The sequence below is a fragment of the Streptomyces sp. NPDC045955 genome, assembly GCF_056430805.1.
Map to the genome: position 1 here is coordinate 142,599 of NZ_JBWKKY010000011.1, position 26,965 is coordinate 169,563.

General features: G+C 71.2%; 21 protein-coding genes. 11 read left to right on the plus strand and 10 right to left on the minus strand.

Annotated features, from left to right (window positions below; translation table 11 throughout):
- Positions 1–72: 72 nt before the first annotated feature.
- From AC07F0_RS23660 to AC07F0_RS23680, 5 genes are all read right to left on the minus strand, one after another.
- Entirely contained in the window at positions 73–1,125 is a 1,053-nt protein-coding gene (locus AC07F0_RS23660) for an SGNH/GDSL hydrolase family protein (protein WP_478981863.1), read from the minus strand.
- A gap of 135 nt (positions 1,126–1,260) precedes the next feature.
- Positions 1,261–2,544 (minus strand): NAD(P)/FAD-dependent oxidoreductase, encoded by a 1,284-nt coding sequence (locus AC07F0_RS23665; protein ID WP_478981620.1) that lies wholly within the window; start codon positions 2,542–2,544, stop codon positions 1,261–1,263.
- Complete coding sequence (locus tag AC07F0_RS23670; protein WP_478981622.1) at positions 2,541–3,335, minus strand: amino acid ABC transporter ATP-binding protein; 795 nt, start codon at positions 3,333–3,335, stop codon at positions 2,541–2,543. The genes AC07F0_RS23665 and AC07F0_RS23670 overlap by 4 nt, the downstream gene beginning before the upstream one ends.
- A complete protein-coding gene (locus AC07F0_RS23675; RefSeq protein ID WP_478981625.1) occupies positions 3,332–4,087 on the minus strand; it encodes an amino acid ABC transporter permease in 756 nt (251 codons plus the stop codon). The genes AC07F0_RS23670 and AC07F0_RS23675 overlap by 4 nt, the downstream gene beginning before the upstream one ends.
- Before the next feature lie 11 nt (positions 4,088–4,098).
- A complete protein-coding gene (locus AC07F0_RS23680; RefSeq protein ID WP_478981627.1) occupies positions 4,099–5,028 on the minus strand; it encodes a substrate-binding periplasmic protein in 930 nt (309 codons plus the stop codon).
- Positions 5,029–5,232: 204 nt separating this feature from the next.
- Here AC07F0_RS23680 and AC07F0_RS23685 point away from each other — a divergent pair, with 204 nt between their 5' ends.
- Positions 5,233–6,414 (plus strand): CdaR family transcriptional regulator, encoded by a 1,182-nt coding sequence (locus AC07F0_RS23685; RefSeq protein WP_478981629.1) that lies wholly within the window; start codon positions 5,233–5,235, stop codon positions 6,412–6,414.
- Between the two features lie 9 nt (positions 6,415–6,423).
- Here AC07F0_RS23685 and AC07F0_RS23690 read toward each other — a convergent pair whose 3' ends face one another.
- The 4 genes from AC07F0_RS23690 to AC07F0_RS23705 all read right to left on the minus strand — a co-directional run bounded on the left by AC07F0_RS23690 (position 6,424) and on the right by AC07F0_RS23705 (position 12,972).
- Positions 6,424–7,149, minus strand: coding sequence for a class I SAM-dependent methyltransferase (locus AC07F0_RS23690; protein ID WP_478981631.1), 726 nt, complete (start codon positions 7,147–7,149; stop codon positions 6,424–6,426).
- A gap of 241 nt (positions 7,150–7,390) precedes the next feature.
- The gene (locus tag AC07F0_RS23695) at positions 7,391–9,838 is read right to left on the minus strand and encodes an ATP-binding SpoIIE family protein phosphatase (protein WP_478981633.1); all 2,448 of its coding nucleotides are present in this window, start codon (positions 9,836–9,838) and stop codon (positions 7,391–7,393) included.
- A 144-nt stretch (positions 9,839–9,982) separates the two neighbouring features.
- Positions 9,983–12,373: an MFS transporter gene (locus AC07F0_RS23700; protein WP_478981635.1), complete on the minus strand. Its 2,391-nt coding sequence runs from the start codon at positions 12,371–12,373 to the stop codon at positions 9,983–9,985.
- A 155-nt stretch (positions 12,374–12,528) separates the two neighbouring features.
- Positions 12,529–12,972 (minus strand): SRPBCC family protein, encoded by a 444-nt coding sequence (locus AC07F0_RS23705; RefSeq protein WP_478981637.1) that lies wholly within the window; start codon positions 12,970–12,972, stop codon positions 12,529–12,531.
- A gap of 171 nt (positions 12,973–13,143) precedes the next feature.
- Between AC07F0_RS23705 and AC07F0_RS23710 the strand changes: the two genes are divergently transcribed.
- From AC07F0_RS23710 to AC07F0_RS23720, 3 genes are all read left to right on the plus strand, one after another.
- Complete coding sequence (locus AC07F0_RS23710; protein WP_436726184.1) at positions 13,144–14,184, plus strand: Rv2578c family radical SAM protein; 1,041 nt, start codon at positions 13,144–13,146, stop codon at positions 14,182–14,184.
- A gap of 185 nt (positions 14,185–14,369) precedes the next feature.
- Positions 14,370–15,971 carry an alpha/beta hydrolase gene (locus AC07F0_RS23715; RefSeq protein WP_478981639.1) on the plus strand — a complete coding sequence of 534 codons (1,602 nt, stop codon included), beginning with the start codon at positions 14,370–14,372 and terminating at the stop codon, positions 15,969–15,971.
- A gap of 74 nt (positions 15,972–16,045) precedes the next feature.
- The gene (locus AC07F0_RS23720) at positions 16,046–16,591 is read left to right on the plus strand and encodes an N-acetyltransferase family protein (RefSeq protein ID WP_478981641.1); all 546 of its coding nucleotides are present in this window, start codon (positions 16,046–16,048) and stop codon (positions 16,589–16,591) included.
- A gap of 2 nt (positions 16,592–16,593) precedes the next feature.
- On the opposite strand, the gene AC07F0_RS23725 is transcribed toward AC07F0_RS23720, so the two are convergent.
- Positions 16,594–17,169 carry an adenylosuccinate lyase gene (locus AC07F0_RS23725; protein WP_478981643.1) on the minus strand — a complete coding sequence of 192 codons (576 nt, stop codon included), beginning with the start codon at positions 17,167–17,169 and terminating at the stop codon, positions 16,594–16,596.
- A gap of 391 nt (positions 17,170–17,560) precedes the next feature.
- Between AC07F0_RS23725 and AC07F0_RS23730 the strand changes: the two genes are divergently transcribed.
- From AC07F0_RS23730 to AC07F0_RS23760, 7 genes are all read left to right on the plus strand, one after another.
- Positions 17,561–19,366, plus strand: coding sequence for a 3-hydroxyacyl-CoA dehydrogenase family protein (locus AC07F0_RS23730; RefSeq protein ID WP_478981645.1), 1,806 nt, complete (start codon positions 17,561–17,563; stop codon positions 19,364–19,366).
- Between the two features lie 136 nt (positions 19,367–19,502).
- Positions 19,503–20,312 carry a TetR family transcriptional regulator gene (locus AC07F0_RS23735; protein WP_478981647.1) on the plus strand — a complete coding sequence of 270 codons (810 nt, stop codon included), beginning with the start codon at positions 19,503–19,505 and terminating at the stop codon, positions 20,310–20,312.
- A gap of 378 nt (positions 20,313–20,690) precedes the next feature.
- Positions 20,691–22,034, plus strand: coding sequence for a crotonyl-CoA carboxylase/reductase (ccrA, locus tag AC07F0_RS23740; RefSeq protein WP_356925389.1), 1,344 nt, complete (start codon positions 20,691–20,693; stop codon positions 22,032–22,034).
- Positions 22,035–22,044: 10 nt separating this feature from the next.
- On the plus strand, positions 22,045–24,072 hold the full coding sequence (locus AC07F0_RS23745) for a protein meaA (protein WP_478981649.1): 2,028 nt from the start codon (positions 22,045–22,047) through the stop codon (positions 24,070–24,072).
- Positions 24,069–25,085, plus strand: coding sequence for an HpcH/HpaI aldolase/citrate lyase family protein (locus tag AC07F0_RS23750; RefSeq protein ID WP_478981651.1), 1,017 nt, complete (start codon positions 24,069–24,071; stop codon positions 25,083–25,085). The genes AC07F0_RS23745 and AC07F0_RS23750 overlap by 4 nt, the downstream gene beginning before the upstream one ends.
- 5 nt (positions 25,086–25,090) lie before the next feature.
- Entirely contained in the window at positions 25,091–25,603 is a 513-nt protein-coding gene (locus AC07F0_RS23755) for a MaoC family dehydratase (RefSeq protein ID WP_003994084.1), read from the plus strand.
- Between the two features lie 2 nt (positions 25,604–25,605).
- The gene (locus AC07F0_RS23760) at positions 25,606–26,811 is read left to right on the plus strand and encodes an acyl-CoA dehydrogenase family protein (RefSeq protein WP_478981653.1); all 1,206 of its coding nucleotides are present in this window, start codon (positions 25,606–25,608) and stop codon (positions 26,809–26,811) included.
- Positions 26,812–26,965 lie beyond the last annotated feature (154 nt).

Below are 26,965 nucleotides of genomic sequence, written 5' to 3' on the forward strand. Positions count from 1 at the left end.
AGCCGTCCCCCCGGATGGAGATCTTCATGGTTCGTCACGTTACGCGCTGCGGGCGGAACCGGCTACGACATGTCACCACCGTATCGACAGGTCGCTGATGAACGCGGTGAGCCGGTCGGCGAGCAGCCGGTTGTCACGGGCCGAGTAGTGCCAGTGGCAGCCCGTGTAGTCCAGACCCGTGTCGTCGAGGCGCCAGTAGCGGACCCGGCGGTCGCCGGCTGCGGTACGTTCCTGGACGACCTGCTCGACGTGTCCGGCGAACGGCCCGGCGCCGACGGCCACCACGGTGGTCCCGGCTCCGTAGCGCGTCCGCAGCTTCTGGAGGAAACCGCTGTAGGCGCTGCGGTAGGCGGCGGCGAGGCTCTCGTCGGTCCACGGCTCGCCCGGGTTGACGGGCGTCGAGAAGTCGTTGGTGCCGAGGTGGACCACCACCAGCTGCGGCCGCCAGGTGCCCGGGTTCTGCCAGACGTCGCCGGGCACGTTCAGCAGGGCCCGGTCGTAGAAGGTGCGGTAGTTCACCTCCGGTGTCCCGCCGTTGTAGTTGCGGACCATCCCCAGGCCCGAATACGCGTTGACCTGGTAGTCGGCGCGCAGCCGCCGGGCGGTGAGGGCGCCGTAGCTCACGTCGGCGTTCGTGGTGCGCGCGACCTGCTCGCCGGTGCAGTCGCGGGAGGCCGAGAGGTTGCCGTAGCCCGCCGTGAGGGAGTCGCCGACGAACTCGATCTGGCGGCTGCGCGCGGCCGGCCTGGTGAGGACGGCACCGCCGGGCGCGGCGACGAAGCCGCCGAACGAGCTGGTGCTCCAGGGGGTGTCGTTGCGTTTGACGAGCCGGACGGTGTGCACGCCGTCTCGGAGACCGTTGATCCAGTGGGTGGTCCTGCCCGGCGTGACGAGGGTGGCGACGGTGGTTCCGTCGATCTGGACGTCGTAGTCGGCGGCCGGGTCGTCGAGCACGACGCCCACGCCGGTGCCGCGGAACCGGCCCTCGAAGTACACGCCGGGCCAGCTGTACTGGAGCACGTCTCCGGCGTCCTTGACGCGCCCGGGGGTGTGCACGCTCGCCCGCACTCCGTCCCGGTCCGGCGGGGCGGCGGTGGCGACGGCGGGCGGACCGGCCAGCGCCATCGCCGCCGTCGACGCGACCAGCATCCGTAACCAGGGCAACGGCATGACTGTCCTCCGGGGGACGAGACAGGTGCACGGATCGGGGCGACATGACCGTACACCGACAAAAACCCCGCCCACCAGACCGCGTCGCGCTCAGCTCCGCAGCCGGTCGAAGCCGAAGGGCACGAGGGCCTCGGGCCGCCGCCCGGTGGCGACGTACCGGGCGAGCCGGTGCCCGGTGACCGGACCCAGGGTGACCCCGAGCATGCCGTGGCCGGTGGCAGCGTAGGCGTTGTCGTGCCCCGGGACGCGGTCGATCACCGGGAGCCCGTCGGGGAGGAACGGGCGCCCGCCGACCCAGGGGTCCCGGATCAGGCCGACCAGGTCGTCCGGGTCGTCGAACCAGCGGCCCAGGTAGTGCCGGCTCGCGAGGGCGACCGCGACGATACGGCGCCAGTCGAGGCGATTGTTGTTGCCGCTGAGCTCCATCGTGCCGCCGATCCGCGTGCTGCCGCCGATCGGCGAGGCGACGGCCCGGCGCTCACCGAAGTACAGCGTGTGCCGGGGCGCCGGATCCAGGTCCACGGAGAAGCTGTAGCCCTTGCCCGCCTGGAGCGGCAGACGGTGCCCCAGGAGCCCGAGCAGATCCGACGAACGCATGCCCGCCGCGACGACGACCGCCGCGCAGGGCAGTTCCGTGTCGGCGGTACGCAGGGCGGTGATCCGGCCGCCGGCCGACCGGAACCCGGTGACCTCGGCGTTCTCATGGATCTTCACACCCGCGGCGGCCAGCGCCTCGCCCAGGGCACGCGCGAACGCCTCCGGGTCGACGACCCCCTCCCCCGCCACCAGGTAGGCCGCGCGCACGGCCGGTGACAGCGCCTCGTCCAGCAGGTGGGCCTCGGTGCCCGTGACGATGTCGTCGGGCACGGGGTAGTGCCCGTCCGCCATCTCCCGCTGGATCGCGAGGTGGTGCCGGGCCTCGGCCGGCGACAGGAAAGCGTGCACCATCCCGGGCCGGGTCAGCGTCGTGTCCACCCCGGCCTCGCGCATGCCGTCGAACAGGCCGAAGGTCTCGCGGTTCAGCTCGGCGACCGCCGCGTAGCCGCGCTTGAAGGCGGCCGGGGTGCTGCTGCGCCAGAACCGCCACAGCCACCGTACGAACGCCGGGTCCGGCAGCGGCCGCAGGTAGAGCGGGGAGTCGGGGCGGCCCAGCGAGCGCAGGGCGTAGCGCACCACGCCCGGGGCCGGCACCGGCGTCGAGTGGCTGAGGCAGACCCAGCCGGCGTTGCCCCGCGACGCCCCGGACCCGACCCGGCGCCGCTCGACCACCTCCACCGGCAGCCCCGCGGCGGCCAGGTAGTAGGCCGTGCACAGCCCCACGACACCGCCGCCCACGACGACGACCGGGTCCGCGGTACCCGACACGGCGCTCACGACGCGTTCCCGTACGACGCGAGGAACTCCCTGGTGCGGGCCTCGGCGGGAGTGTCCAGGACGTCCTCGGGCCGGCCCTCCTCCACGATCCGGCCGCCGTCGACGAACACGACGTGGTCGGACACCTCCCGGGCGAAGGGCAGTTCGTGGGTGACGAGCAGCATCGTCATCCCGTCGGCGGCCAGTTCGCGCATCACGCTCAGCACCTCCCGGGTCGCCTCGGGGTCCAGGGAGGAGGTGGGCTCGTCGAAGAGCAGCACCTCGGGCCTGAGGGCGAGGGCCCGCGCGATGGCGACGCGCTGCTGCTCGCCGCCGGAGAGCTGCTCGGGCTGGGCGAGGGCGCGGTGGGCCACCCCGACCCGGCGCAGCAGCGCCACGGCCCGCTCAAGGGCCTGCGGTTCGGGCACGCCCGCCTTGCGCTGCGCGAGCACCACGTTCTCCACGGCGGTCAGGTGCGGGAACAGATGGAACCGCTGGAAGACCATGCCGACCGTGCGGCGCAGCCGGGGCAGGTCGCGGCAGACCATGCGGCCGCCCTGGTGGACGGTCTCCCCGGCGACCTCGACGGTGCCCTGGTCCGGGCGTTCCAGCAGGTTCACGCAGCGCATCAGGGTCGTCTTCCCGCCCCCGCTCTGCCCGATGACGCTGACGATGCTGCCCCGGCCGACCTCCAGGTTCACCCGGTCGAGCACGAGCCGGCCGTCGAAGGACCTGCACAGCCCCTCGATCCGTATGACGGCCTGGGAGGAGGCCCGGGCGGCGGGCGTCGCCGCGGCCACTGACTCGGTCATGCGGAGACCTCCTTCACGGGAACGGCGGCGGCCGGCTCGGCGGCCAGCAGGGCACAGGCAGCCCGCAGACGCCGCCGTCGCCATGGCGACAGGGGCACTCCCGACCGGACCTTCCGCTCCAGGAGCAGCAGCAGCTGGGACAGCGGGTAGCACAGGGCGAAGTAGATCGCCGCGATGACCAGGTACACCTCCAGGGCCCGGAAGGTGGCCGAGGTGATGAGCCGCCCCTCGGACATCAGCTCGGCGGCGGAGACGGTGACCAGCAGCGAGGTGGACTTGAGCAGGTCGACGAGCATGGTGTTGGTGCCGGGCAGCGCCAGCCGGAGTGCCTGCGGGAGCACGATGTGGCCCAAGATGCCGGTCCTGCCGATCCCCAGGGCCTCACCGGCCTCGGTCTGCCCGGCGTGCACGCCGCTGATCGCCGCGCGGAAGATCTCGGACAGGTAGGCGGCGTAGAAGACGATCAGGCTGAGGCAGCCGGCCGTGAAGACGTCCAGCCGGATCCCGGCCGAGGCGAGACCGAAGTAGGTCAGGAAGATGATGGCGAGCAGCGGGACGTTCTTGAACACCTCGGTGTAGACGGCGGCGAGGGCGCGCGCCGGCCAGGCCCTGCTGAGCCGGAGCAGCGCCACGGCCAGGCCGAGGAACACCGCTCCCGAGAAGCTGACGACCGTGTAGGACACGGTGCGCCCGAGCGCGGAGACGAGATCGGGCCGGTAGTCGGACCAGGGCACCTCGAAGAGACCGGACATGGCGGCTGCTTTCACTGGGCGATGGACGGGGGCGTCCAGTCCTCGGGCCGGTCCACGCCGCGGCGGGCCGTGGCGACGTCGGCGGCGGGCACGAGGAACTGCTTCGGGTCGCCGCCGTACTTGCGGACGAGCTTGTCCAGCTCGCCGTTCTCGTACATGGCGTCGATCTGCGCGGAGATCGCCCGCTCCAGCTTCGTGGCCTTCTTCGGCAGGTAGAAGCCGGTCTGGTACGGCTGGAAGTACGCGTAGGCGGGCTTGGCCTTCACCTGCGCTGCGGTCGGCGGCGTGAGGTACTGGGTGTCGATCTTCAGCTCCGGGCGCTGCTTCTGCGCCGCGATGATGATCAGCGGGTCGAGGAAGCCGACGTCGACGCGGCCCGCGCCCAGGTCGTCGAAGACGCCGTTGGCGTCGGGGTAGGCGTGCAGCTTGCCTCCCGGCACGGCCTGGATGGACTTGACCCAGACGTAGCCCTCGACGGTGCCCAGGTTCAGGCCCTCCAGGTCCCCGACCGTCTTGTACGTCCTGCCGCTGCGGACGGCCATCGCCGGGGGCGAGTAGTAGGGCGGATCGGTGAACAGCCCCTGTCTCTGCCGGTCGGCGGACCAGGCGACGCCGCCGACGGTGATGTCGACCCGCCGGGACTGCACCCCGGCGAGCATGCCCGCGAAGTCCGTCACCTCCGGCTCGACCTTCAGGCCCAGCTTCTTGGCGGCGTAGGCGAGGATGTCACCGTCGAGTCCGACGATTCTGCCGCCCTGCACGCTGGTGTACGGGGCGTAGGGCTGGACGGCGACCTTGAGGACGCCGGGCGTGAGCGTGCCCAGCGCGGCGGTCTCGGCGGACACGTTCTTCGGGGCGTCGTCCCCGCCCGAGCCGCAGGCGGAGGTGGACATCAGGAGCATCGCGGACAAAGCGAGAGCGAGCGAGCGCACACGGATCATCGGCTCGGGCCTTCCGTCTCGGTGCTGAAGGATCCCGCCGATTCACCGGACACCGTGCTCCCGGCGGGGAGGTGATGAGGCCCATACGCTAGGCACAGGCCCGCCGCGCGTCACCGTTCACTTCGTACGGACTTGTCGCCGGAATGCCTGCCTCCCCTGTACGGTGCGTCCAACCCGGACCGCCCCTGGCGGGAGGAATCGCCCATGCTGAGTCCGTCACTCGCGCAGGAGATCGCCGGGGACACCTCCGCGGTCATCGGCTTCAACGTGCTGATCACCGACGCGGAGGGCATGGTCATCGGCAGCGGCGACAGCAGCCGCGTCGGCACCTTCCACGAGGCGTCCGTCGAGGTCGTCCGCACCAAGGAACCCGCCACGCACAACGCGTCACAGGCCCAGTCGCTGCGCGGGGTCCGCCCCGGGATCACCCTGCCCCTGGTCACGGACGGGCGGGCGGTGGGCACCGTCGGGATCACCGGCACCCCCGCCCAGGTGGGCCGCTTCGGTCTGCTGGTGAAGCGGCAGACGGAGATCCTGATCCGGGAGTCGGTGATGCTGCGCTCCCGGCTGCTCGCCGAGCGTGCGGCCGAGAAACTGCTCACCGACATCGCCGCGTACGACCCGCTGGTCGTGGAGGGCGACCTCCTGCTGTTCCGGGCCGCCGACCTCGGCTTCGACCTGCGGCTGCGCCGCGTCGCGGTGGCCTTCGAGGTGACCGTACCGGATTCGGGCGCGCGTCGGGTTGCCCGGGCCCGGGACGTCACGCTGGTCCGTTCCGAGCTGCTGCGTACGGTCCGCGACGTCTTCGCCGACCCGCAGGACATCGTCGCCGGCACCGCTCCCGGCTGGATCGGCGTCCTGCACCGGCTGCCGGCCCGGGCCCCGGCGGACGCGCCGGCCGCCGACTGCCGCCGGGTCACGGACGTCATCGCCGCCCAGGAGGGACTCACCGCCCGCGCGGGCATCGGCGAACCGGCCACCTCCGTCGGCGCTCTGCACGACTCGTACCAGGACGCGTGCGACGCGCTGCGCCTGGGCGCCCGGGTGGACGGCGGCTCCACCGTCCACTCGATCGGCGACCTGCGCGTCCACCAGCTGCTGGCGGCGGTGAGCCAGTCCGCCCGGACCCGGCTGCTCGACCTGACCGCCGCGCGGCTGCGGGAGCAACCGGACTGGCCGGCTCTCCGGGACACGATCACCGCCTGGTGCGAGAGCGGCTTCAACCTCGTACGGGCGTCGACGGCGCTGCACATCCACCGCAACACCGTCGTCTACCGCATGAACAAGATCGAGCAGCTCACCGGCCGCCCGCTGCGCGAGCACCGGACGGCCATGGCCCTGTACCTGGCGTGCCTGGCCGACCGGCTGGGCGGCCCGGACCGCTGACCGTCCGCCTCAGGTCGTACGCCCCGCCACCAGCCACCTCGACGGGAGCTCGACGCGTGTGCCGTCGGGGTGGAACTCCGTGGTCACCAGGGGGAGTTCGCCGCTCGCGAGGACGGTGAGACCGGCCGAGCGCAGATAGGCGGGTACGGCGTCGTCGGAGACCTCGCCGGGGGCGAGGCCGTGCCGGAACACGGGCGCGAGCTTGGGCGGCGGCCCGGCCGGACCGCTCGCCAGCCCCAGCAGCACCGCCTTGGCCGCCCCCGACAGCTCCACGAGGAAGGCCCGGCCCCGGTCGCCGACCAGCGTGGCGATCCCGTCGACCAGCGCCTGCCTGTCGTCCGGCTCGCACTGGTGCAGCACGCCCCGCATGTACACGTTGGTGTCGCCGAACTCCGCGTGCAGGGCCTGCGCCGCGCTCTTCTCGGCTGCGTCCAGCTGCCGGTAGGAAGCCTGCCCCGCCGGGTCGGCCCGCCGGGCGTGGTCGAGGGCCGCGGCGGACAGATCGGCGCCCACGACGCGGGGGAAGCGGTCGGCGAGGAAGCGCGTCTGGGTGCCGTTGCCGCAGCCGAGGTCCACCAGCGGCAGCGCTGGATCGGCCAGGTGGGGTTCGAACAGGGCGAGATGCGGGCCGGCGGTCACGGCCGGCTCGGCGTCCCACATCACCACCCCCGGTTCGCCGGACGCCTCCCGCCAGAACCCCTCCCAGGCCTCCCGGTACCGGCTCGTCACGCTCATGCCCTACTCCCCAGGATGCGAACGAATCCCGCCAGGTGTGACGGGCGAGTACGGTGTACCGCGCCCGGGTCACGGCCACAAGGAAGGGGCGCGTTCCTTCACCTCGCGTTCGACGCGGTGGTGTTCCGGGCGCGGCGTTCGGACGCGCGCCCGTGTCGGCTGGACCTTCACCGTGCGCTCCGCGATGCCGAGTCGGTTCGCTGAACCGTGTCCCCTCCCTCCCGATTCGCCCCGGCGGTGTTCAGCGGCGCGGCAGGGTCAGCTCGAACCAGACCGTCTTGCCGGCATTCGTCCGGCTGGTACCCCACTCGCGGGACAGTGTGCTGACGACCCGCAGACCGCGCCCGGCGTCGTCGAGTGGGCCCGCGCCGAGCAGCGTCGGCAGCTCGTGGTCGTCGTCGTCCACCTCGCACAGCAGGGTGTCGCCGCGGACCAGGCGCAGTTCGACGGGGCGGGCGCGGGAGTGCCGTACGGCGTTGGTGACGAGTTCGCTGACCATGAGCTCGGCGGGCGCGGCCAGCTTCGCCAGGCCCCAGTGGTGCAGTTGCTCGCGGACCGCCGCGCGGGCCCGGCCGACCTCGGCCGGTTCGAGGGCGAGCCGCCACTCGGCCACGTCGTCCGGTTCGATGCCGTTCAGGCGGGCCATGAGCAGCGCCACGTCGTCCTTGCGGCCGCCACACGTGTTGAGGGACCGGATGATCGTGTCGCAGGCGTCGTCCATGGAGGCGGCCGGGTGGGCGGCGGATGCGCAGAGGGTCGCCAGACCCACGCCGATGTCCTCGCCGCGCACCTCGACCAGCCCGTCGGTGCACATCACCAGCCGGTCGCCGGGCCCGACGCGCACCCGTACCGCCTCGAAGGGCACCCCGCCGACGCCGATGGGCGCCCCGGTGGGCAGGTCGAGCAGTTCGCTGCGCCCGTCGTCGGCGCGGACCAGGACGGGCGGGATGTGACCGGCGTTGGCGAGGTGCAGTTCGCCCGCGATCGGGTCGTAGACGGCGTACAGGCACGTCGCGAGGTAGCTGTCGCCGAGGCGCTGGGCGAGGTCGTCGAGGTTGCGCAGCAGCTGGGCGGGCGGCAGGTCGAGCCCGGCCATGGTCTGCACGGCCGTCCGCAACTGGCCCATCATCGCGGCCGAGTTCAGTCCGTGGCCCATGACGTCGCCCACGACGAACGCGGTGCGCCCGCCGGGCAGCTTCACCGCGTCGAACCAGTCACCGCCGACCCGGCCGAGCAGCGTGCCGGGCAGATAGCGCGTGGCGATGTCACAGCCCGCCATACGGGGCGGGATGTGCGGCAGCATGCTGTCCTGGAGCGTCTCGGCGACGTTCTCCTGGAACGTGTACATGCGCGCGTTGTCGAGCACGAGGCCCGCGCGGGCGGCGAGTTCGGCGCCCGTGACCCGGTCCATGTCGTTGAAGACGGGCCGCTCCGGGTGCCGCAGAAGGATCATGAAGCCGAGCACGACCTGGCGGGCCTTCAGGGGGACGACCAGCATGGAGCGGCCCGTGATGAGCGGCCGGATGTCGCGCTTCTCGAACTGCGCGGCGATGGCGTGGCCCATCTCCTCGCTGATGCGCGGCATGAGCACGGGTTCGCCGGTCGTCATGCACTGGAAGAACGGCGTGTGCGCCGGGAAGGGCATGGCCTCGCCGACGGGCACGACGTCGTCCCAGCGGCCGGGTTCGTCGGTGTGCTCGACGGCGACCCGGTGCCACAGGGTCGTCGTGTCGGGCACGCCCTCCGGGAACCCCTCGCCCGCGACGACCTGTTCGCGCAGATAGGTCCCGGCGACGTCGGTGAAGCGGGGCACGACGGCCCTGCTGACCTCGATGATCGTGCGGGACAGGTCGAGGGAGGTGCCGATGCGGCCGCTGACCTCGTTGAGGAACTCCAGGCGCTCGCGGACGGCGGCGTACTCGAGGTCCTCGCCCTCGTCGCGCAGTTCCTCCGGGAGGGGCTCGCCGGCGGCCAGGGCCCGCGCGGCCCGTTCCCGGCGTGCCTTGCGCTCGGCGCGCCGGGCGACGCCCCAGTCCGGGGTGACGGGCACCCGGTCGTTCTGGCTGAACTCCAGGACGGGGTAGCCGAGTTCGAGGACCTGCGCGACGATGCGGGCGCTCTCGCCGACGCTCATGCTGGGCAGGATCTCGGGGAGCCTGCGGGCGAGGTCCTCCGACCCGGGGAAGTCGGTGTGCAGCGCGAAGCCGGGCGCGATCCGCTCGAACGCCCCGTCGGTGCCGCCGGCGCGCAGCCCGTCCGCGTCGGCGGCCAGTACGAGCAGCCGCTCGGGGCCGGGGCCGACCAGGGGGTAGGCCCACCACAGGACGTCGACCCGGTCGCTGCCGGGTGCGGTGAGCCGGGCGCGGCCCGACGCCGGGTAGGACAGCCCGCCGTCGAGGGACGGTCCGAGGCCGGGGCCCAGTGCGTCGTAGGCCCCGTACGGGGTGGTGTCCTGGTCCTCGGGAAGTGCGCCGGAGACGGGAAGCAGGTCGAGGGCCGGACGGCCGATGGCCTCGTCCTTGGGGACGCCGAACAGGCGCCGTGCGCCCCTGCTCCAGTGCGACACGAGGCCTTCGCGGTCGACGACGACCACGGCCAGGGGGACACGGCCGGGCTCCGTGGCGTCCGTCACCGTGCCGTGCCCGGCTTCGGGGCCGGCGGGTGTGTCCCTGTCGGTGCCACGGTCCATGGCCCAGGCCCTCTCTCCCCGCGGATCAGCAAGATCTGTGCCAGCGTCACCACCGTACGGCGACCGCCGGTTGCCGTGTGCGGCAACGGGGGAATTCCTCGCGCGGGGTGCGCACCGGCGTGCGACCCCGCGCGCCGGTGCGGGTCAGTCCTCGTGTCCGAGCTGGAGGTCCCGCTCGGTGCGGCCGCCTCCGGCGACTTGGAGGACGGTGGCGACGGGCGGGTAGCCGGCGGCGATGACGGTGTACTCGCCGGAGGACAGGTCGACGAACCGGAACGTGCCGTCCGGGCCGGTGGTGAGGGTGTCGACGACGTTGCCCGCCACGTCGAGCAGCGTCACCCGCGCGTCCTCCACGGGCCGCCCGCCGCCCGCCCGGACGGTGCCGCGCAGGAGGGCGCCGCCGGCCAGTTCGATGTCCCGGCGGGTCTCGCGGGCGGCCTGGACGGTGACCGGGACCGCGGCCGGGCGGAAGGCGGGGGCGCTGGCGGCGAGGGTGTACTCGCCGGCCACCAGACCGGTGATGACGTAGCCGCCCTCGCGGCCGCTGCGGGTGGTGGCCACGACCTCGCCGTGCGCATTGGTGAGCGTGACGCCGGCGTCCCGTACGGGGGTGCCGTCGGCGGTGACCACGCTGCCGACGAGGTTGCCCGCGCCGCCGAGGACGATGTCCAGTTCGACGGGGCGCTCGCCGACGGTCACGGAGACCGCCTGCGGCTGGTGGCCGCCCGCGGCGGCGATCAGCACGTAGGAGCCGGGACCCGGAGTGGCCAGCGCGTAGCGCCCGTCCTCACCGCTCGCGCCGCGTCCGGTCTGCCGGCCGGTGACGTCGATGAGGGTGAGCGCCGCGCGGGCCACGACGGTCCCGTCGTGGTGCTGCACCGAGCCGCAGACGGGGACCCCGGCGGTGTGCGGAGCGCGGGCCCGCGGGATCGGGGCCCTTCCCGGCTCCGTGTCCGGGTCGGTGACGGATGCGTGGTGGGACACCAGGGGTTTCTCCTTGAGGAAGAGGGCGATGACCAGCCCGAGGACCAGCACCGGCACCAGGTAGAGGAAGATCCGCGGCATGGCATCGGCGTACGCCCCGATGTAGCCGTCGCGCAGCCTGGGGGGCAGGGCGTGCACGAGCTGCGGGGTGAGGGACTCGGGGTCGGGGAGCCGGTCGCCCGCGCGCGTGGACGGGTGGTGGGCCAGGGCGTCGGCGAGCCGGCCGGCGAGGAACGTGCCGAGGACGGCGGCCGAGACGCTGCCGCCGATCTGCCGGAAATAGTTGTTGGCGCTGGTCGCGGTGGACAGGTCGGCGGGGCGCACGGAGTTCTGCACGGCGAGGATCAGCACCGGCATCACCATGCCGATGCCGGCGCCGAGGACGGCCGTCCAGATGCTGTAGTGCAGCCGGGGCGTGTCGGCGTCGAGGCGGGACAGCAGCCACAGGCCGGCGGCGGAGAGGGCGCAGCCGAGGACCGGGTAGGCCTTGTAACGGCCGGTGTGGCTGATGAGCTGTCCGGCGATGACCGAGGCGCCGACGATGCCGGCCGTCATGGGCAGCATGAGCAGGCCCGACTCTGTGGCGGAGACCCCGTCGACCATCTGGAGGTAGGTCGGCAGATAGCCGGCGGCACCGAACAGCCCGGCTCCGGTCACCAGGCCGACCAGGCCGGTGACGTTGAAGACGGAGTCCCTGAACAACCGCAGGGGGATGAGGGGTTCGGCGGCGAAGTGCTCGGCGACGAGGAAGAGGACGGTCGCCACGGCCGCTCCGGCGCCGAGGCCGAGGATCATGCGCGAGTCCCAGGCGTACTCGGTGCCGCCCCAGCTGGTCAGCAGGACCAGGCAGGTGGAGGCGGCGGTCAGCAGCAGCGCGCCGAGGAGGTCGAGCCGGGCCTTGCCCGCCGGTTTCGGCAGCTTCAGCGCGATGGCGACGACGGCCAGTGTGACCAGGCCGAAGGGCACGTTGACGTAGAAGCACCAGCGCCAGGAGAGATGGTCGGTGAAGTAGCCGCCGAGCAGGGGTCCGGCCACGGAGGCGAGGCCGAAGGCGGCACCGATCAGGCCCATGGAACGTCCGCGCTGCCGGGCGGGCACGATGTCCGCGATGATCGCCTGGACCCCGCTCATGAGGCCGCCCGCTCCGGCGCCCTGGAGGGCGCGGAAGGCGATCAGCTGGTCCATGGTCTGCGCCCGGCCGGCGAGCGCGGAGCCGGCGACGAAGACGACGATCGCGAACTGGAAGACGCCCTTGCGGCCGAGCAGGTCGCCGAGCTTGCCGTAGACCGGCAGTCCGACGGTCGCGGTGAGCAGGTAGGCGGTGATCGCCCAGGACATCCGGTCCAGGCCGTGCAGCTCACCGACGATCTTCGGGAGCGCCGTGGCGACGATCATCTGCTCCAGGGCGGCGAGGAACAGGGCCGGCATGAGCGCGAGGAAGACCAACCGCACTCTGCGCGGGCTCAGTTCGGCGGCCGGGGCCGGCGGCGGGGCGGGTGATTCGGGAGGTGCCACCGCCGGTTCGTCCTGCGCCAGAGTGATCCCGCCCACCTACCGCTCCCCTCGTCGCGCTGCCGCACAATTCCCGCGTAAAGCGACAACTACGAGCAAGCGCGACGAGTTACGGCACAGGAGCGAGCCGCACGGAGATCACTCGAACCGGTGAGGGGCCACAACAGCCCTTCAGCGTTTGGGCCTTGGGGAGATTACTTCTCGACCTCGGTGGCGAGCCGGGCGAGCAGCGCGTCGTAGATCCGGCCGAGGCCCTTGGGCGCGAAGGTCTTCTCGAAGAAGCCGCCGATGCCGCCGGCGCCGGCCCAGGTGGTGGTCACGACGACCCGGGACTTGCCGTCGCCGGCCGGGGTGACCCGCCAGGTGGTGACCATGGAGGAGTTGCGGTCCTTCTCGACCAGCTCGCCGTCGGTGGGCTCGCTGACCTCCAGGAGGCAGTCGCGCACGCGCTTGCTGGTGGCCTGGAGCTTCCAGTGGACGAGGGTGCCCTCGCCGTCACCGCCCTCACGGACCTCGTACTCGCTGAACTGCTCGGGCAGCAGCTTCGCGCGCGTGCCGCTGTAGTCGGCGAGGGCGTCGAACACCGTCTCCGCGTCCGCCGCGACGATCCGCTCCGTAGTGGCCTCGACCTGCGCCATCGCTTTCCTCCAGGACATGGGTTCTCGGGGGTTGGGGGCAAGCCAACCACCCCGCCGCCCGGCCCCCCAAATCGGGGTCGCCCAACCCGGTCGCACCCGTTCGGAAAACACCCTCGCACGATCAAGGGAACATGTGTTCTATTCTGTGGCCAGTGCTACCGAGGAGGCGTCATGCGCTGGGACAACCTCACAGAGGACTCCGAACACAGCCGGGCCGACGCCGCGCTGTTCGGCGCGGACGCCGTCACCACGCGCACGTTCGACACTCCGGAGTTCGCGGGAATCACCTTCCACGAGATCCGGGCCCGCTCGATCATCAACCGGGTGCCGGCCGTCTCCCGGATGTCGTTCCAGTGGACCGTCAATCCCTATCGCGGCTGCTCACACGCGTGTGTGTACTGCTTCGCGCGCAAGACGCACAGCTACCTCGACCTCGACACGGGCCTGGACTTCGACTCCCAGATCGTGGTCAAGACCAACGCGCCGGAGCTGCTGCGCCGGCAGCTCGGCTCGCGCCGCTGGCAGGGCGAGCACATCGCGATGGGCACGAACGTCGACTGCTACCAGCGCGCCGAGGGGCGCTACCGCCTGATGCCGGGCATCATCTCGGCCCTGCGCGATCACGCGAACCCCTTCTCGATCCTGACCAAGGGCACCCTGATCCTGCGCGACCTGGACCTCATCAAGCAGGCCGCGGAGGTGACCGACGTCGGCATCTCCGTGTCGGTCGGCTTCACCGAGCCGGAGCTGTGGCGGACCGTGGAGCCGGGCACGCCCGCGCCCGAGCGGCGACTTGAGGTCGTACGGACCTTCGGCGAGCACGGCATCGGCTGCGGTGTGCTGATGGCGCCGGTCCTCCCGTTCCTGAGTGACCAGCCGGACCGACTGCGGGCCACCGTACGGGCGATCGCGGCCTCCGGTGCCACGTCCGTCACCCCGCTGGTGCTGCATCTGCGGCCGGGCGCCCGCGAGTGGTTCATGACCTGGCTGGGGCGGCACCACCCTCACCTGGTGCCCCGCTACGAGCGGCTGTACGCGGCGGGCTCCTACGCCCCGAAGTGGTACCAGCGGCGGATCACCCGTCAGGTGCACGAGCTGGCCGAGGAGTACGGCATCGGGCCCATGCGCGCGGGCATGCCGCGCCGGATCAGGCCCCCGGAGCCGGCCGGGGAACCCCCGGTGTCCGGGCCGACACAACTCTCGCTCCTTTAGGGGCGTCCGAGCGCATCCCTTGAGGGGCGTCCGAGCGCATCCCTTGAGGGGCGTTCGAGCGCATCCGAAGATCCATCCGGGTCATGACAGTGATGGAATGAGCACTTCCAGGACTCCTCTCCGGGACGATGCGGCGAGGACGGTGACCCTCGCGGTCCTCCATCCCGCCGTCCTGGGAGGACTCCATGAGAAAACGCGCAGCCGCGCTGTGCGGCGCCGCCGTCGTCATGGCCGGTACTTTCACGGCCGTTCCCGCGGAGGCGAGCGCACCGCGCACCGCGGAGCCCGTGCACTCCGCGGAACCCGTCGCGGAATCCACCGCGGAACCCACCTGGAAGAACTGCGCCACCAAGAACTACCCGACGCTCCAGTGCGCGTCCCTGAAGGTGCCGCTCGACCACCGCAGGCCGCACGGCCGGCGGATCTCCCTGGCCCTGTCCCGCGTCCCGCACACCGCCAGGACCTACCAGGGCCCGCTGCTGGTCAACCCCGGCGGCCCCGGCGGCAGCGGTCTGGCGCTCGCCGGGTTCGTCGCGTCCGCGCTGCCCGGGAAAGTGGCGGCGCAGTACGACGTCATCGGGTTCGACCCGCGCGGCGTGGGCAAGAGCCGGCCCGCGCTGGACTGCCGCCCCGGCCACTTCGCCCCGGTGCGCCCGGACTCCCTGCCGACGACACCCGCGATCGAGCGGGCCAACCTCGCCCGCGCCGAGTCCTTCGCGAGGGCCTGCGGCAAGAAGTACGGCCGACTGCTGCCGTACCTGAACACCACCAGCGCCGTGCGCGACATGGACGCCATCCGGAAGGCCCTGGGCGCGAAGCGGATCAACTACCTCGGTTACTCGTACGGCACCTACCTGGGCGCGGTCTACGCCAAGCTCTTCCCGGAGCGCGTCCGGCGCCTGGTCCTGGACTCGGTCGTCGACCCCACGGAGGTCTGGTACGACGCCAACCTCAACCAGGACCTGGCCTTCAACGACCGCCACCGTGCCTTCCTGGCCTGGGTCGCCGAGCACGACGCGACGTACCGGCTCGGCACCGACCCGGAGCGGATCGAGGCCAGGTGGTACGCGATGCGGGCGGCGCTGGCGAGGAAGCCGGCGGGCGGCAGGGTGGGGGCGGCGGAGCTGGAGGACACCTTCATCCCGGGCGGCTACCACAACGGCCACTGGCCGCGTCTGGCCGAGGCGTTCGCGGCCTACGTGAACGACGGGAAACCCGAGCCGCTGGTCGAGGCGTACGAGGCCCTCGGTGCCATCGACGCCTCCGGCGCCAACGGCTACAGCATCTACACCTCGGTGCAGTGCCGGGACGCCGGCTGGCCGCGCGACTGGCACCAGTGGCGCGAGGACAACTGGGCGATGCACGAGAAGGCGCCCTTCATGACCTGGAACAACGCCTGGTACAACGCGCCGTGCGCGTTCTGGCCGGCGGACTCGCTGAAGCCGGTGAACGTCGCCAACGGCAAACTGCCGCCCGCCCTGCTGTTCCAGGCGACCGGCGACGCGGCCACCCCGTACGAGGGCGGTGTCACCGTCCATCATCTGCTGGCGGACTCCAGCCTGGTGGTCGAGGAGGGCGGCGGCAACCACGGCATCACGCTGAGCGGGAACACCTGCCTGGACGAGCATCTGGCGGCGTACCTCTCCGACGGCACGGTGCCGCGCGGCTACGGCGAGGCGGACGCGGTGTGCGAGGCGCTGCCCGACCCGAAGCCGGCCGCCGGGAAGGGAGCGCCGGCCTCCTCGAAGGGCTCGGTGCTGCGCGGCCTGCTCGGATTCCGAGGCTGAGCGAGTTGACCGGATGCTGCCCCGCTGCGCCCGGGCAGACCCCGAGACGACGCACGCTGGTCCACCATGGGCCCATGAGTGAGTCGACCAGGACAGGGAAGCTCCGGATACGGCAGATGACGCTCGCCGACTGCGACCGCGTCGCCGAGATCCGCATCCGCGGCTGGCAGAGCGCGTACCGGGGGCTGATGCCGCAGTCGTACCTGGACGGGCTCAGCGTCGCGGAGGACGCCGAGCGTAGTCGCGGGCGTCTGGCGCAGGCCGACGGCAGCGTGGTGAACCTGGTCGCCGAGGACAGCGGAGGCGAAGTCGTCGGCTGGGCCTGCCACGGTCCGTACCGGGACGGTGAACTCCTCACCGCTGACGCCGAGTTGTACGCCATCTACGTCCACCCCGACCAGGTGGGACAGGGCGCGGGGCAGGCTCTGCTCACGGAGTCCGTCGCACGCTGCTCCGCCGCGGGCCACGGCCGTCTGCTTCTGTGGGTCCTCAAGGAGAACGGCCGGGCCCGCCGCTTCTACGAGCGGGCCGGCTTCGAGGCGGACGGCGCGGAGGAGCCCTTCGAGGTGGACGGTGTCGCGGTCCCCGAGGTGCGGTACGCACGCGCGCTCCCCGGCTGATCTCACCTCTGTTTCGGAATCCGCCCCAGCGCCCGCACCGCCGCCTCCGCCAGCACCGGATGCGCGAGGGCCTCGTTCAGCACGGGTCTGGCCCGGGCGTCGCCCAGCGTGCCGAGCCCGTCCACGCAGGCGAGGGCCACGCGGCGGTACGGGTCGTGCGGGCGCAGCCGTCGCTGGAGCGTGGTGATCAGGGCGGGCACCGCCTCGGGGGCGCGCAGTTCGACCAGGAGCCGGACCGGGTGGAGGGCGTAGGCGACGCGCAGTTCGTTGGTGGCGAGGGCGGCGGCCGCGCGGGCGGTGCGCGGGTCGCCGAGGCGGGCCAGGGCGTAGGCGGCACAGGCGCAGCGCGGCGGGTCACGGTGGTTGAGCAGCAGCACCAGGGACTCGAAGGCCCGCCGGTCCCCGGCGAGTCCCAGCCGGAAGGCGGCCAGCTCCCGCGCCCACAAGGGCTGTCCGGGTTCGGTCAGCACCGCGGCCAGGGCGTCGAGGTCGTCGGTCGCCACGAGCCGCTCGAAGGCGGGCGACGCCCCCGACTCCTGCCGTAAGCGCTCCGTGAGTGATCGCAACTCTTCGTCCATGCCTGAGAGATTAGGGGCTGGCGCGAGCCGCGCGGGACGTACATCACAAACACCAGGGCTGGCGCGCTCGTTACCCGCCAGTTAAGCTCAGACGAGCGAGTTACCCACTCGTATCTCCTCGCGGCGGTCTGGTGACGCGGCCACCGTGAGAGCAGTCGGTTCGGTACATCGGTACCGCAGTACGGCTCGGCCCCGGGACAGGGCCGGTCGGAACCGCCGTTCACCGGGCGTGTGCACGCCCGGCCCGACGGCACCGGGCGTGTGCGCTCGCAGCCCGGCCAACACCCGCACTTCTCACGCACCCGGTGCGCCCGGGGCCGGCCCCTGCCGGTCCGTACTCGGCGCACCCGGGACGCGTTCCCCGTCGTCACCCTCATCCTGGAGTCCCGCGATGGCCACTCCCCTTTCCGACCCGTCCCTGTCCCCGCTGCGCACCATCGCCGTCGTCGGCCTCGGCACGATGGGCACCGGCATCGCCGAGGTCCTCGCCAAGGCCGGCCGCGAGGTCGTCGGCATCGACATCAGCGAGGCCCAGGCCGCGAAGTGCGTCGCCGCCCTGGAGGCCTCCACCGCCCGTGGCGTCGAGCGCGGCCGGCTGACCGAGCAGGACCGCGCGCAGATCCTGGGCCGCGTCCGCACCTCCACCGACCTGCGGGCCGCGGCCGACGCCGACCTGGTCATCGAGGTGGCGCCGGAGTCGTACGAGGTCAAGCACCAGATCTTCCGGGAGCTGGACGGGATCGTGCGCCCCGAGACGATCATGGCGACCGGCACCAACGCCCTGTCCGTCACCCGGCTCGCCGCCGACTCGGCCCGTCCGGAGCGCGTGCTGGGTCTGCACTTCTTCAACCCGGCCCCGGCGATGCGGCTGGTCGAGGTCGTCTCGTCGGTGCTGACCGCCCCGGCCGCCGTCACGGCGGTCACCGACCTCGCCCTCGACCTGGGCAAGGAGCCCGTCGCGGTCGGCGACCGGCCCGGGTTCGTCGCCGACGGACTGCTGTTCGGCTACCTCAACCAGGCCGCAGCGATGTACGAGGCGAAGTACGCCTCCCGCGAGGACATCGACGCCGCCATGCGGCTGGGCTGCGGCCTGCCGATGGGGCCGCTGGCACTGCTCGACCTCATCGGCGTCGACACCGCGCGCACGGTTCTTGAGGCGATGTACGCCGCCTCCCGCGACCGGCTGCACGCCCCGGCGCCGATCCTCAAGCAGCTCAGCGAGGCGGGCCTGACCGGCCGCAAGGCGGGGCGTGGCTTCTACACGTACGAGGCGCCGGGCAGCGGCACCGTCGTGCGGGACGCGCTGACCCCGCTGGAGGGCGGCGACCTCGGCCCCGGACGGGAAGTCCGCTCGGTCGGTGTCGCGGGCTCGGGCACCATGGCCTCCGGCATCGCCGAGGTCTTCGCCAAGGCCGGGTACGAGGTGGTCCTCGCCGCCCGCAGCGAGGAGAAGGCCCAGGCCGCGAAGGCCCGCATCGGCAAGTCCCTGTCCCGCTCGGTCGACAAGGGCCGGATGACCGCCGAGGCCGCCGCGCAGACCCTGGACCTCATCACGCCGACGGGCACGTACGACGACTTCGCGGGCGTCGACCTGGCCGTGGAGGCGGTCGCCGAGGACCTGGAGGTCAAGCGGCAGCTGTTCGCCGCGCTGGACAAGGTCTGCAAGCCGGGCGCGGTCCTGGCCACCACCACCTCGTCGCTGCCGGTCGTGGCCTGCGCCCGGGCCACCTCACGCCCGCAGGACGTGATCGGCATGCACTTCTTCAACCCGGCGCCGGCCATGAAGCTGGTCGAGGTCGTCCGTACGGTGCTGACGGCCGACGACGTCCACGCCACGGTCCGCGAGGTCTGCGGCCGGATCAGGAAGCACCCGGTCGACTGCGGGGACCGCGCGGGCTTCATCGTGAACGCGCTGCTCTTCCCGTACCTGAACAACGCGATCAAGATGGTGCAGGAGCACTACGCGTCCCTCGACGACATCGACGCGGCGATGAAGCTGGGCGGCGGTTACCCGATGGGCCCGTTCGAGCTGCTGGACGTCGTCGGGCTCGACGTCTCGCTCGCCATCGAGAAGGTCCTGCACCGCGAGTTCCGCGACCCGGGGCTCGCCCCGGCGCCGCTCCTGGAGCACCTGGTGGCCGCGGGCTGCCTCGGCCGCAAGACCGGCCGTGGCTTCCGCGAATATGCCAAGCGCTGAGGGTCCCGGTGACTGGTTCCGGTCCGGCGCGGAGTGGGGCGGCCTGCTCGGCCCGGACCGGTGCCCGCCGCCCCAGGGCGGTGGCGGAGAACCAGGTCATGCGCAGCGAGCTGCGCACATGCAGTACGTTCGGGGCATGTCCCAGCCCGCCAAGTCCTCACGTACACCAGCTACGACCGACGCGCCGGAAAGTGCCGCGGGCTCTCGCGCCGCCGCCCAGCGGCTCAAGATGCGCCGGGAGTTGGCGGCCGCCGCGATGGAGCTGTTCGCGACCAAGGGCTACGAGGCGACCACCGTCGACGAGATCGCGGCCCAGGCCGGCGTCGCCCGCCGCACCTTCTTCCGCCACTTCCGCTCCAAGGAAGAGGCGATCTTCCCCGACCACGACGACACCCTGGTCCGGGCCGAGGCGGTACTCAACGCCGCGCCCGCGCACGAGCATCCGCTCGACACGGTGTGCCGCGGCATCAAGGAAGTCATGAAGATGTACGCGGCCCGGCCGGAGATCTCGGTCGCCCGCTACAAGCTGACGCGCGAGGTGCCGACCCTGCGCGAGGCGGAGATCGCGTCGGTGGCCCGCTACGAGCGCCTGTTCACCCGGTATCTCCTCGGTCACTTCGACGAGCGCGCCCACGCCGACGACGCCAACGACGACCCGCTGCTCGCGGAGGTCGCCGCGTCCGCCGTGGTCACCGCCCACAACCACGTCCTGCGGCGCTGGCTGCGGGCGGGCGGGCAGGGGGACGTGGAGGCGCAGCTGGACCACGCCTTCGCGATCGTGCGCAAGACGTTCGGCACGGGGATCGGTGCCGGGCGCTCCACGGAGGCGAAGCCGGCCGCGGCGACGGCCTCGGCGCAGGGCGAGGTGCTGGTGACGGTCGCCCGTACCGACGCCCCGCTGGACGAGGTCATGCGGACGATCGAGCAGGCCCTCAAGGAGCGCTGAGCGGCTCCCGTTCCTGTGATGACGGCCACCCCACGGGGTGGCCGTTTTGGCATGTCAGGGCCCGGTTTGCAGGCCCTTGACGAGGCCGTTCGATCGATCATCGCTCATTTGTTACGTAAAGATTTCATCTGAGGGCAAGTTCTGGCACTCAGTGCCTTGCGAGGTGACACGCGGTGTCATACGTTGAAGAGGTCCGGGCGACGTCCCAGCAAGCCCAGCGCCTGCCCGCCCGGACGCCTGCGTCACAGGCAACCTCCCGCGCCACCAGCGCTGCCGAACAGCACCACCGCCGAACCGACGGCACACCCCGACCCTCAGCAGCACCGACGTAACCATCGGCGCCCTTCCCTCAGGGCGCTCACCGCCGGAGGCAACACCGTGACCGTTAAGGACATCCTGGCCGCGATCCAGTCGCCCGACTCCACGTCGGAGGACTTCGCCGCCCTCCCGCTCCCCGAGTCGTACCGCGCGATCACCGTGCACAAGGACGAGACGGAGATGTTCGCCGGGCTCGCCACACGCGACAAGGATCCCCGCAAGTCGATCCACCTGGACGAGGTGCCGCTGCCCGAGCTCGGCCCGGGCGAGGCCCTGGTGGCCGTCATGGCCTCCTCGGTCAACTACAACTCGGTGTGGACGTCGATCTTCGAGCCGCTGTCCACGTTCGGCTTCCTGGAGCGCTACGGCCGCACCAGCGAGCTGGCCAAGCGCCACGACCTGCCGTATCACATCATCGGCTCCGACCTCGCGGGCGTCGTCCTGCGCACCGGCCCGGGCGTCAACGCCTGGCGGCCCGGCGACGAGGTCGTCGCGCACTGCCTGTCCGTCGAGCTGGAGTCCAGCGACGGCCACAACGACACGATGCTCGACCCCGAGCAGCGCATCTGGGGCTTCGAGACCAACTTCGGCGGCCTCGCCGAGATCGCGCTGGTCAAGTCCAACCAGCTGATGCCCAAGCCGGACCACCTCAGCTGGGAGGAGGCCGCCGCCCCGGGCCTGGTGAACTCCACCGCCTACCGCCAGCTGGTCTCCCGCAACGGCGCCGGCATGAAGCAGGGCGACAACGTGCTCATCTGGGGTGCGAGCGGCGGACTCGGCAGCTACGCCACGCAGTTCGCGCTGGCCGGCGGCGCCAACCCGATCTGTGTCGTCTCCAGCGAGCAGAAGGCGAACATCTGCCGGTCGATGGGCGCCGAGGCGATCATCGACCGCAACGCCGAGGGCTACAAGTTCTGGAAGGACGAGAACACCCAGGACCCGAAGGAGTGGAAGCGCTTCGGCAAGCGCATCCGCGAGCTCACCGGCGGGGAGGACATCGACATCGTCTTCGAGCACCCCGGCCGCGAGACCTTCGGCGCGAGCGTCTTCGTCACCCGCAAGGGCGGCACCATCACCACGTGCGCCTCCACCTCGGGCTACATGCACGAGTACGACAACCGCTACCTGTGGATGTCCCTGAAGCGCATCATCGGCTCGCACTTCGCCAACTACCGCGAGGCCTGGGAGGCCAACCGGCTCATCGCGAAGGGCAAGATCCACCCGACGCTGTCGAAGGTGTACTCCCTGGAGGACACCGGCCAGGCCGCCTATGACGTGCACCGCAACCTCCACCAGGGCAAGGTCGGTGTGCTGTGCATGGCCCCCGAGGAGGGCCTGGGCGTGCGCGACCAGGCCAAGCGCGCCCAGCACATCGACGCCATCAACCGCTTCCGGAACATCTGAGGGCTGCTGGATGACAGAGCGTCAGAAGGACCGTCCGTGGCTCATGCGGACCTACGCCGGTCACTCCACGGCCGAGGCGTCCAACGAGCTGTACCGGCGCAACCTCGCCAAGGGCCAGACGGGTCTGTCGGTGGCGTTCGACCTGCCGACACAGACCGGCTACGACTCCGACCACATCCTCGCCCGCGGCGAGGTCGGCCGGGTCGGCGTGCCGATCGCGCACGTCGGTGACATGCGCCGGCTGTTCCAGGACATCCCCCTGGAGCAGATGAACACCTCGATGACCATCAACGCCACGGCCATGTGGCTGCTGGCGCTCTACCAGGTCGTCGCCGAGGAGCAGGGCGCGGACATCACCAAGCTCCAGGGCACGACCCAGAACGACATCGTCAAGGAGTACCTGTCCCGGGGGACGCACGTCTTCCCCCCGGGGCCCTCCCTCCGCCTGACGACGGACATGATCGCGTACACGGTCTCCCACCTGCCGAAGTGGAACCCGATCAACATCTGCAGCTACCACCTGCAGGAGGCGGGCGCCACACCGGTCCAGGAGATCGCGTACGCGATGTCCACCGCGATCGCCGTCCTCGACGCCGTGCGCGACTCCGGCCAGGTGCCGCAGGAGCGCATGGGCGACGTCGTCGGCCGGATCTCCTTCTTCGTGAACGCGGGCGTCCGCTTCATCGAGGAGATGTGCAAGATGCGCGCGTTCGGCCGCATCTGGGACAGGATCACCCGCGAGCGGTACGGCATCGAGAACCCCAAGCACCGCCGCTTCCGCTACGGCGTCCAGGTCAACTCCCTGGGCCTGACGGAGGCGCAGCCGGAGAACAACGTCCAGCGGATCGTCCTGGAGATGCTGGCCGTGACGCTCTCCAAGGACGCACGCGCGCGTGCCGTGCAGCTGCCCGCCTGGAACGAGGCGCTCGGCCTGCCCCGCCCCTGGGACCAGCAGTGGTCGCTGCGCATCCAGCAGGTGCTGGCGTACGAGAGCGATCTGCTGGAGTACGACGACATCTTCGAGGGCTCGAAGGTCATCGAGGCGAAGGTGGAGGAGCTGGTCGAGGCCTCGTTCGCGGAGATCGACCGCATCCAGGAGATGGGCGGCGCGATGGCGGCCGTCGAGTCCGGCTACCTCAAGTCGCAGCTGGTCGCCTCGCACGCGGAGCGTCGGGGCCGGATCGAGTCCGGCCAGGAGAAGATCATCGGTGTCAACGCCTTCGAGGGCACCGAGCCGAACCCGCTGACCGCCGACCTGGACACCGCGATCCAGACGGTCGACCCGGAGGTCGAGGCCCGCGTCATCGCCGCGCTCCAGCAGTGGCGCGACAGCCGCTACCAGCCGCCCTTCAACCACCCCCGGCCCTGCAAGGCGCTGGAGCGGCTGAAGGAGGCCGCGCGCGGCACCGAGAACCTCATGGAGGCCACCCTGGAGTGCGCCCGCGCCGGAGTCACGACCGGCGAGTGGGCGGGGGCCCTGCGCGAGGTGTTCGGCGAGTTCCGGGCGCCCACGGGTGTCTCCTCGGCGCCGGTGGCCGTCTCCGCCGAGGAGGGCAGCACGCTGGCCCTGGTCCGCCGCAAGGTGGATCTGACGGCCAAGGACCTGGGCGTGGGCAAGCTGCGCTTCCTGGTCGGCAAGCCGGGCCTGGACGGGCACTCCAACGGCGCCGAGCAGATCGCGGTCCGTGCGCGTGACGCCGGCTTCGAGGTGGTCTACCAGGGCATCCGGCTGACGCCCGAGCAGATCGTGGACGCGGCCCTCGCCGAGGACGTGCACGCGGTCGGCCTGTCCATCCTGTCCGGTTCGCACGCCCAGCTGGTGCCGGACGTGCTCGAACGGCTGCGTGTGGCCGGTGCCACAGACATCCCGGTGATCGCCGGTGGCATCATCCCGAACGGGGATGCCGAGCAGCTCAGGGCAGCCGGAGTGGCCGCGGTCTTCACCCCGAAGGACTTCGACATCACCGGAATCATCGGCCGCATCGTCGACGAGATCCGGAAAGCGAACAAGCTCGACCCCCTGGAGGTCTCCGCATGACCGCCCACCCGTCGCCCACCACCACCCTTCCAACGGGCGGCTCCGCCGCGCACCCCTCGATTAACCGCCTTCGCCCCCGGCGTTCCTGCCTGGCGGTACCGGGCTCGAACCCCCGCTTCCTGGAGAAGGCGCAGGGCCTCCCCGCCGACCAGGTCTTCCTCGACCTGGAGGACGCGTGCGCGCCGCTCGCGAAGCCCGAGGCGCGGCACACCATCGTCAAGTTCCTCAACGAGGGCGACTGGACGGGCAAGACGCGCGTCGTGCGCGTCAACGACTGGACGACCGAGTGGACGTACCGCGACGTCGTGACGGTGGTCGAGGGCGCCGGCCAGAACCTCGACTGCATCATGCTGCCGAAGGTGCAGGACGCCCAGCAGATCGTCGCCCTCGACCTGCTGCTGACCCAGATCGAGAAGACCATGGGCTTCGAGGTCGGCAAGATCGGCATCGAGGCGCAGATCGAGAACGCCCAGGGCCTGAACAACGTCAACGAGATCGCGCAGGCTTCCCAGCGCGTCGAGACGATCATCTTCGGCCCGGCCGACTTCATGGCGTCCATCAACATGAAGTCGCTGGTCGTGGGCGAGCAGCCGCCCGGCTACCCGGCGGACGCCTACCACTACATCCTGATGAAGATCCTGATGGCCGCCCGCGCCAACAACCTCCAGGCGATCGACGGCCCCTACCTCCAGATCCGCAACATCGACGGCTACCGCGAGGTCGCCCAACGCGCCGCCGCGCTCGGCTTCGACGGCAAGTGGGTGCTGCACCCGGGCCAGGTCGAGGCGTCCAACGAGATCTTCTCGCCGTCCCAGGAGGACTACGACCACGCCGAGCTGATCCTGGACGCGTACGACTACTACACGTCCGAGGCGGGCGGCAAGAAGGGCTCGGCGATGCTCGGCGACGAGATGATCGACGAGGCCAGCCGCAAGATGGCCCTGGTCATCGCGGGCAAGGGACGCGCCGCCGGCATGCAGCGCACCAGCAAGTTCGAGATCCCGGAGGCGTGACGGCGATGCAGTTCGGACGCACGTACGAGGAGTTCGAGGTCGGCGCGACGTACAAGCACTGGCCGGGAAAGACGGTCACGGAGTACGACGACCACCTGTTCTGTCTCCTCACGATGAACCACCACCCGCTCCACATGGACACGAACTACGCGGAGAAGACGACGGACTTCGGCAAGAACGTCGTCGTCGGGAACTACGTCTACTCGCTCCTGCTCGGCATGTCCGTGCCGGACATCTCCGGCAAGGCGATCGCCAACCTGGAGATCGAGTCGCTCAAGCACGTGGCGCCGACCTTCCACGGCGACACCATCTACGGCCAGACGACCGTGCTCGACAAGTGGCCGTCGAAGTCGAAGAACGACCGCGGCATCGTGCACGTCGAGACCAAGGGCTACAAGCAGGACGGCACGCTGGTCTGCGTGTTCCGCCGCAAGGTGATGGTGCCGACCGAGACGTACATCAAGGAGCGCGGCGGCGAGCAGCCCGGCCGCCCCGAGCTCAAGGAGCAGGAGAAGTAGCCATGGCGCGACTCGCCCAGACCGCCGGTCTGACCGATGTCCAGCAGGAGATCCTGTCGACCGTCCGGGACTTCGTGGACAAGGAGATCCTCCCGGTCGCGACCGAGCTGGAGCACCGCGACGAGTACCCCCAGCAGATCGTCGACGGGCTGAAGGAGTTGGGCCTGTTCGGCCTGATGATCCCCGAGGAGTACGGGGGTCTGGGCGAGTCGCTCCTGACGTACGCGCTGTGCGTGGAGGAGATCGCCCGCGGGTGGATGTCGGTGTCCGGCATCATCAACACGCACTTCATCGTGGCGTACATGCTCAAGCAGCACGGCACGCCGGAGCAGAAGGACCACTTCCTGCCCAGGATGGCGGCCGGCGACATCCGCGGTGCCTTCTCGATGTCGGAGCCGGGCCTCGGCTCGGATGTGTCGGCGATCACGTCGAAGGCGGTGAAGGACGGCGACGAGTACGTCCTGAACGGCCAGAAGATGTGGCTGACCAACGGCGGAACGTCGTCTCTGGTGGCCGTCCTGGTCCGAAGTGACGAAGGTCACCCGGAGGGCACCGCGCCCCACAAGTCGATGACCACATTCCTGGTGGAGAAGGAGCCCGGTTTCGGCGAGGTCCGGCCCGGCCTCACCATCCCCGGCAAGATCGACAAGATGGGGTACAAGGGCGTCGACACCACCGAACTCATCATGGATGGCCTGCGGATTCCTGCGGATCGTGTGCTCGGCGGGGTCACGGGCCGTGGTTTCTACCAGATGATGGACGGCGTCGAGGTCGGCCGCGTCAACGTGGCGGCGCGTGGCTGTGGCGTCGCTCAGCGTGCGTTCGAACTGGGCGTCGCGTACGCGCAGCAGCGCCACACGTTCGGCAAGCCGATCGCGCAGCACCAGGCCATCCAGTTCAAGCTGGCGGAGATGGCTACCAAGGTCGAGGCCGCGCATGCGATGATGGTGAACGCGGCACGCAAAAAGGACTCCGGTGAGCGAAACGACCTTGAGGCTGGGATGGCGAAGTACCTCGCCTCCGAGTACTGCAAAGAGGTCGTGGAAGACGCCTTCCGGATCCACGGCGGCTACGGCTTCTCCAAGGAGTACGAGATCGAGCGCCTCTATCGTGAGGCACCGATGCTGCTGATCGGTGAAGGTACCGCCGAGATCCAGAAAATGATCATCGGCAGGCGGCTGCTCGAGGAGTATCGATTCCAGGGCTAGATGTCCGGATACGGGGTGTTTTCTTGGAGAAGAAGATCACACCCCGTCAGCACTCTTCGGCCGCCGACTCGGCTGCCTGGCTTACCCAGTTAGGGCCCCGAGCCGCTACGATCGCCGGAAAGCCGCCGTCCCCCGTCAGAGTGCGGCATCATCC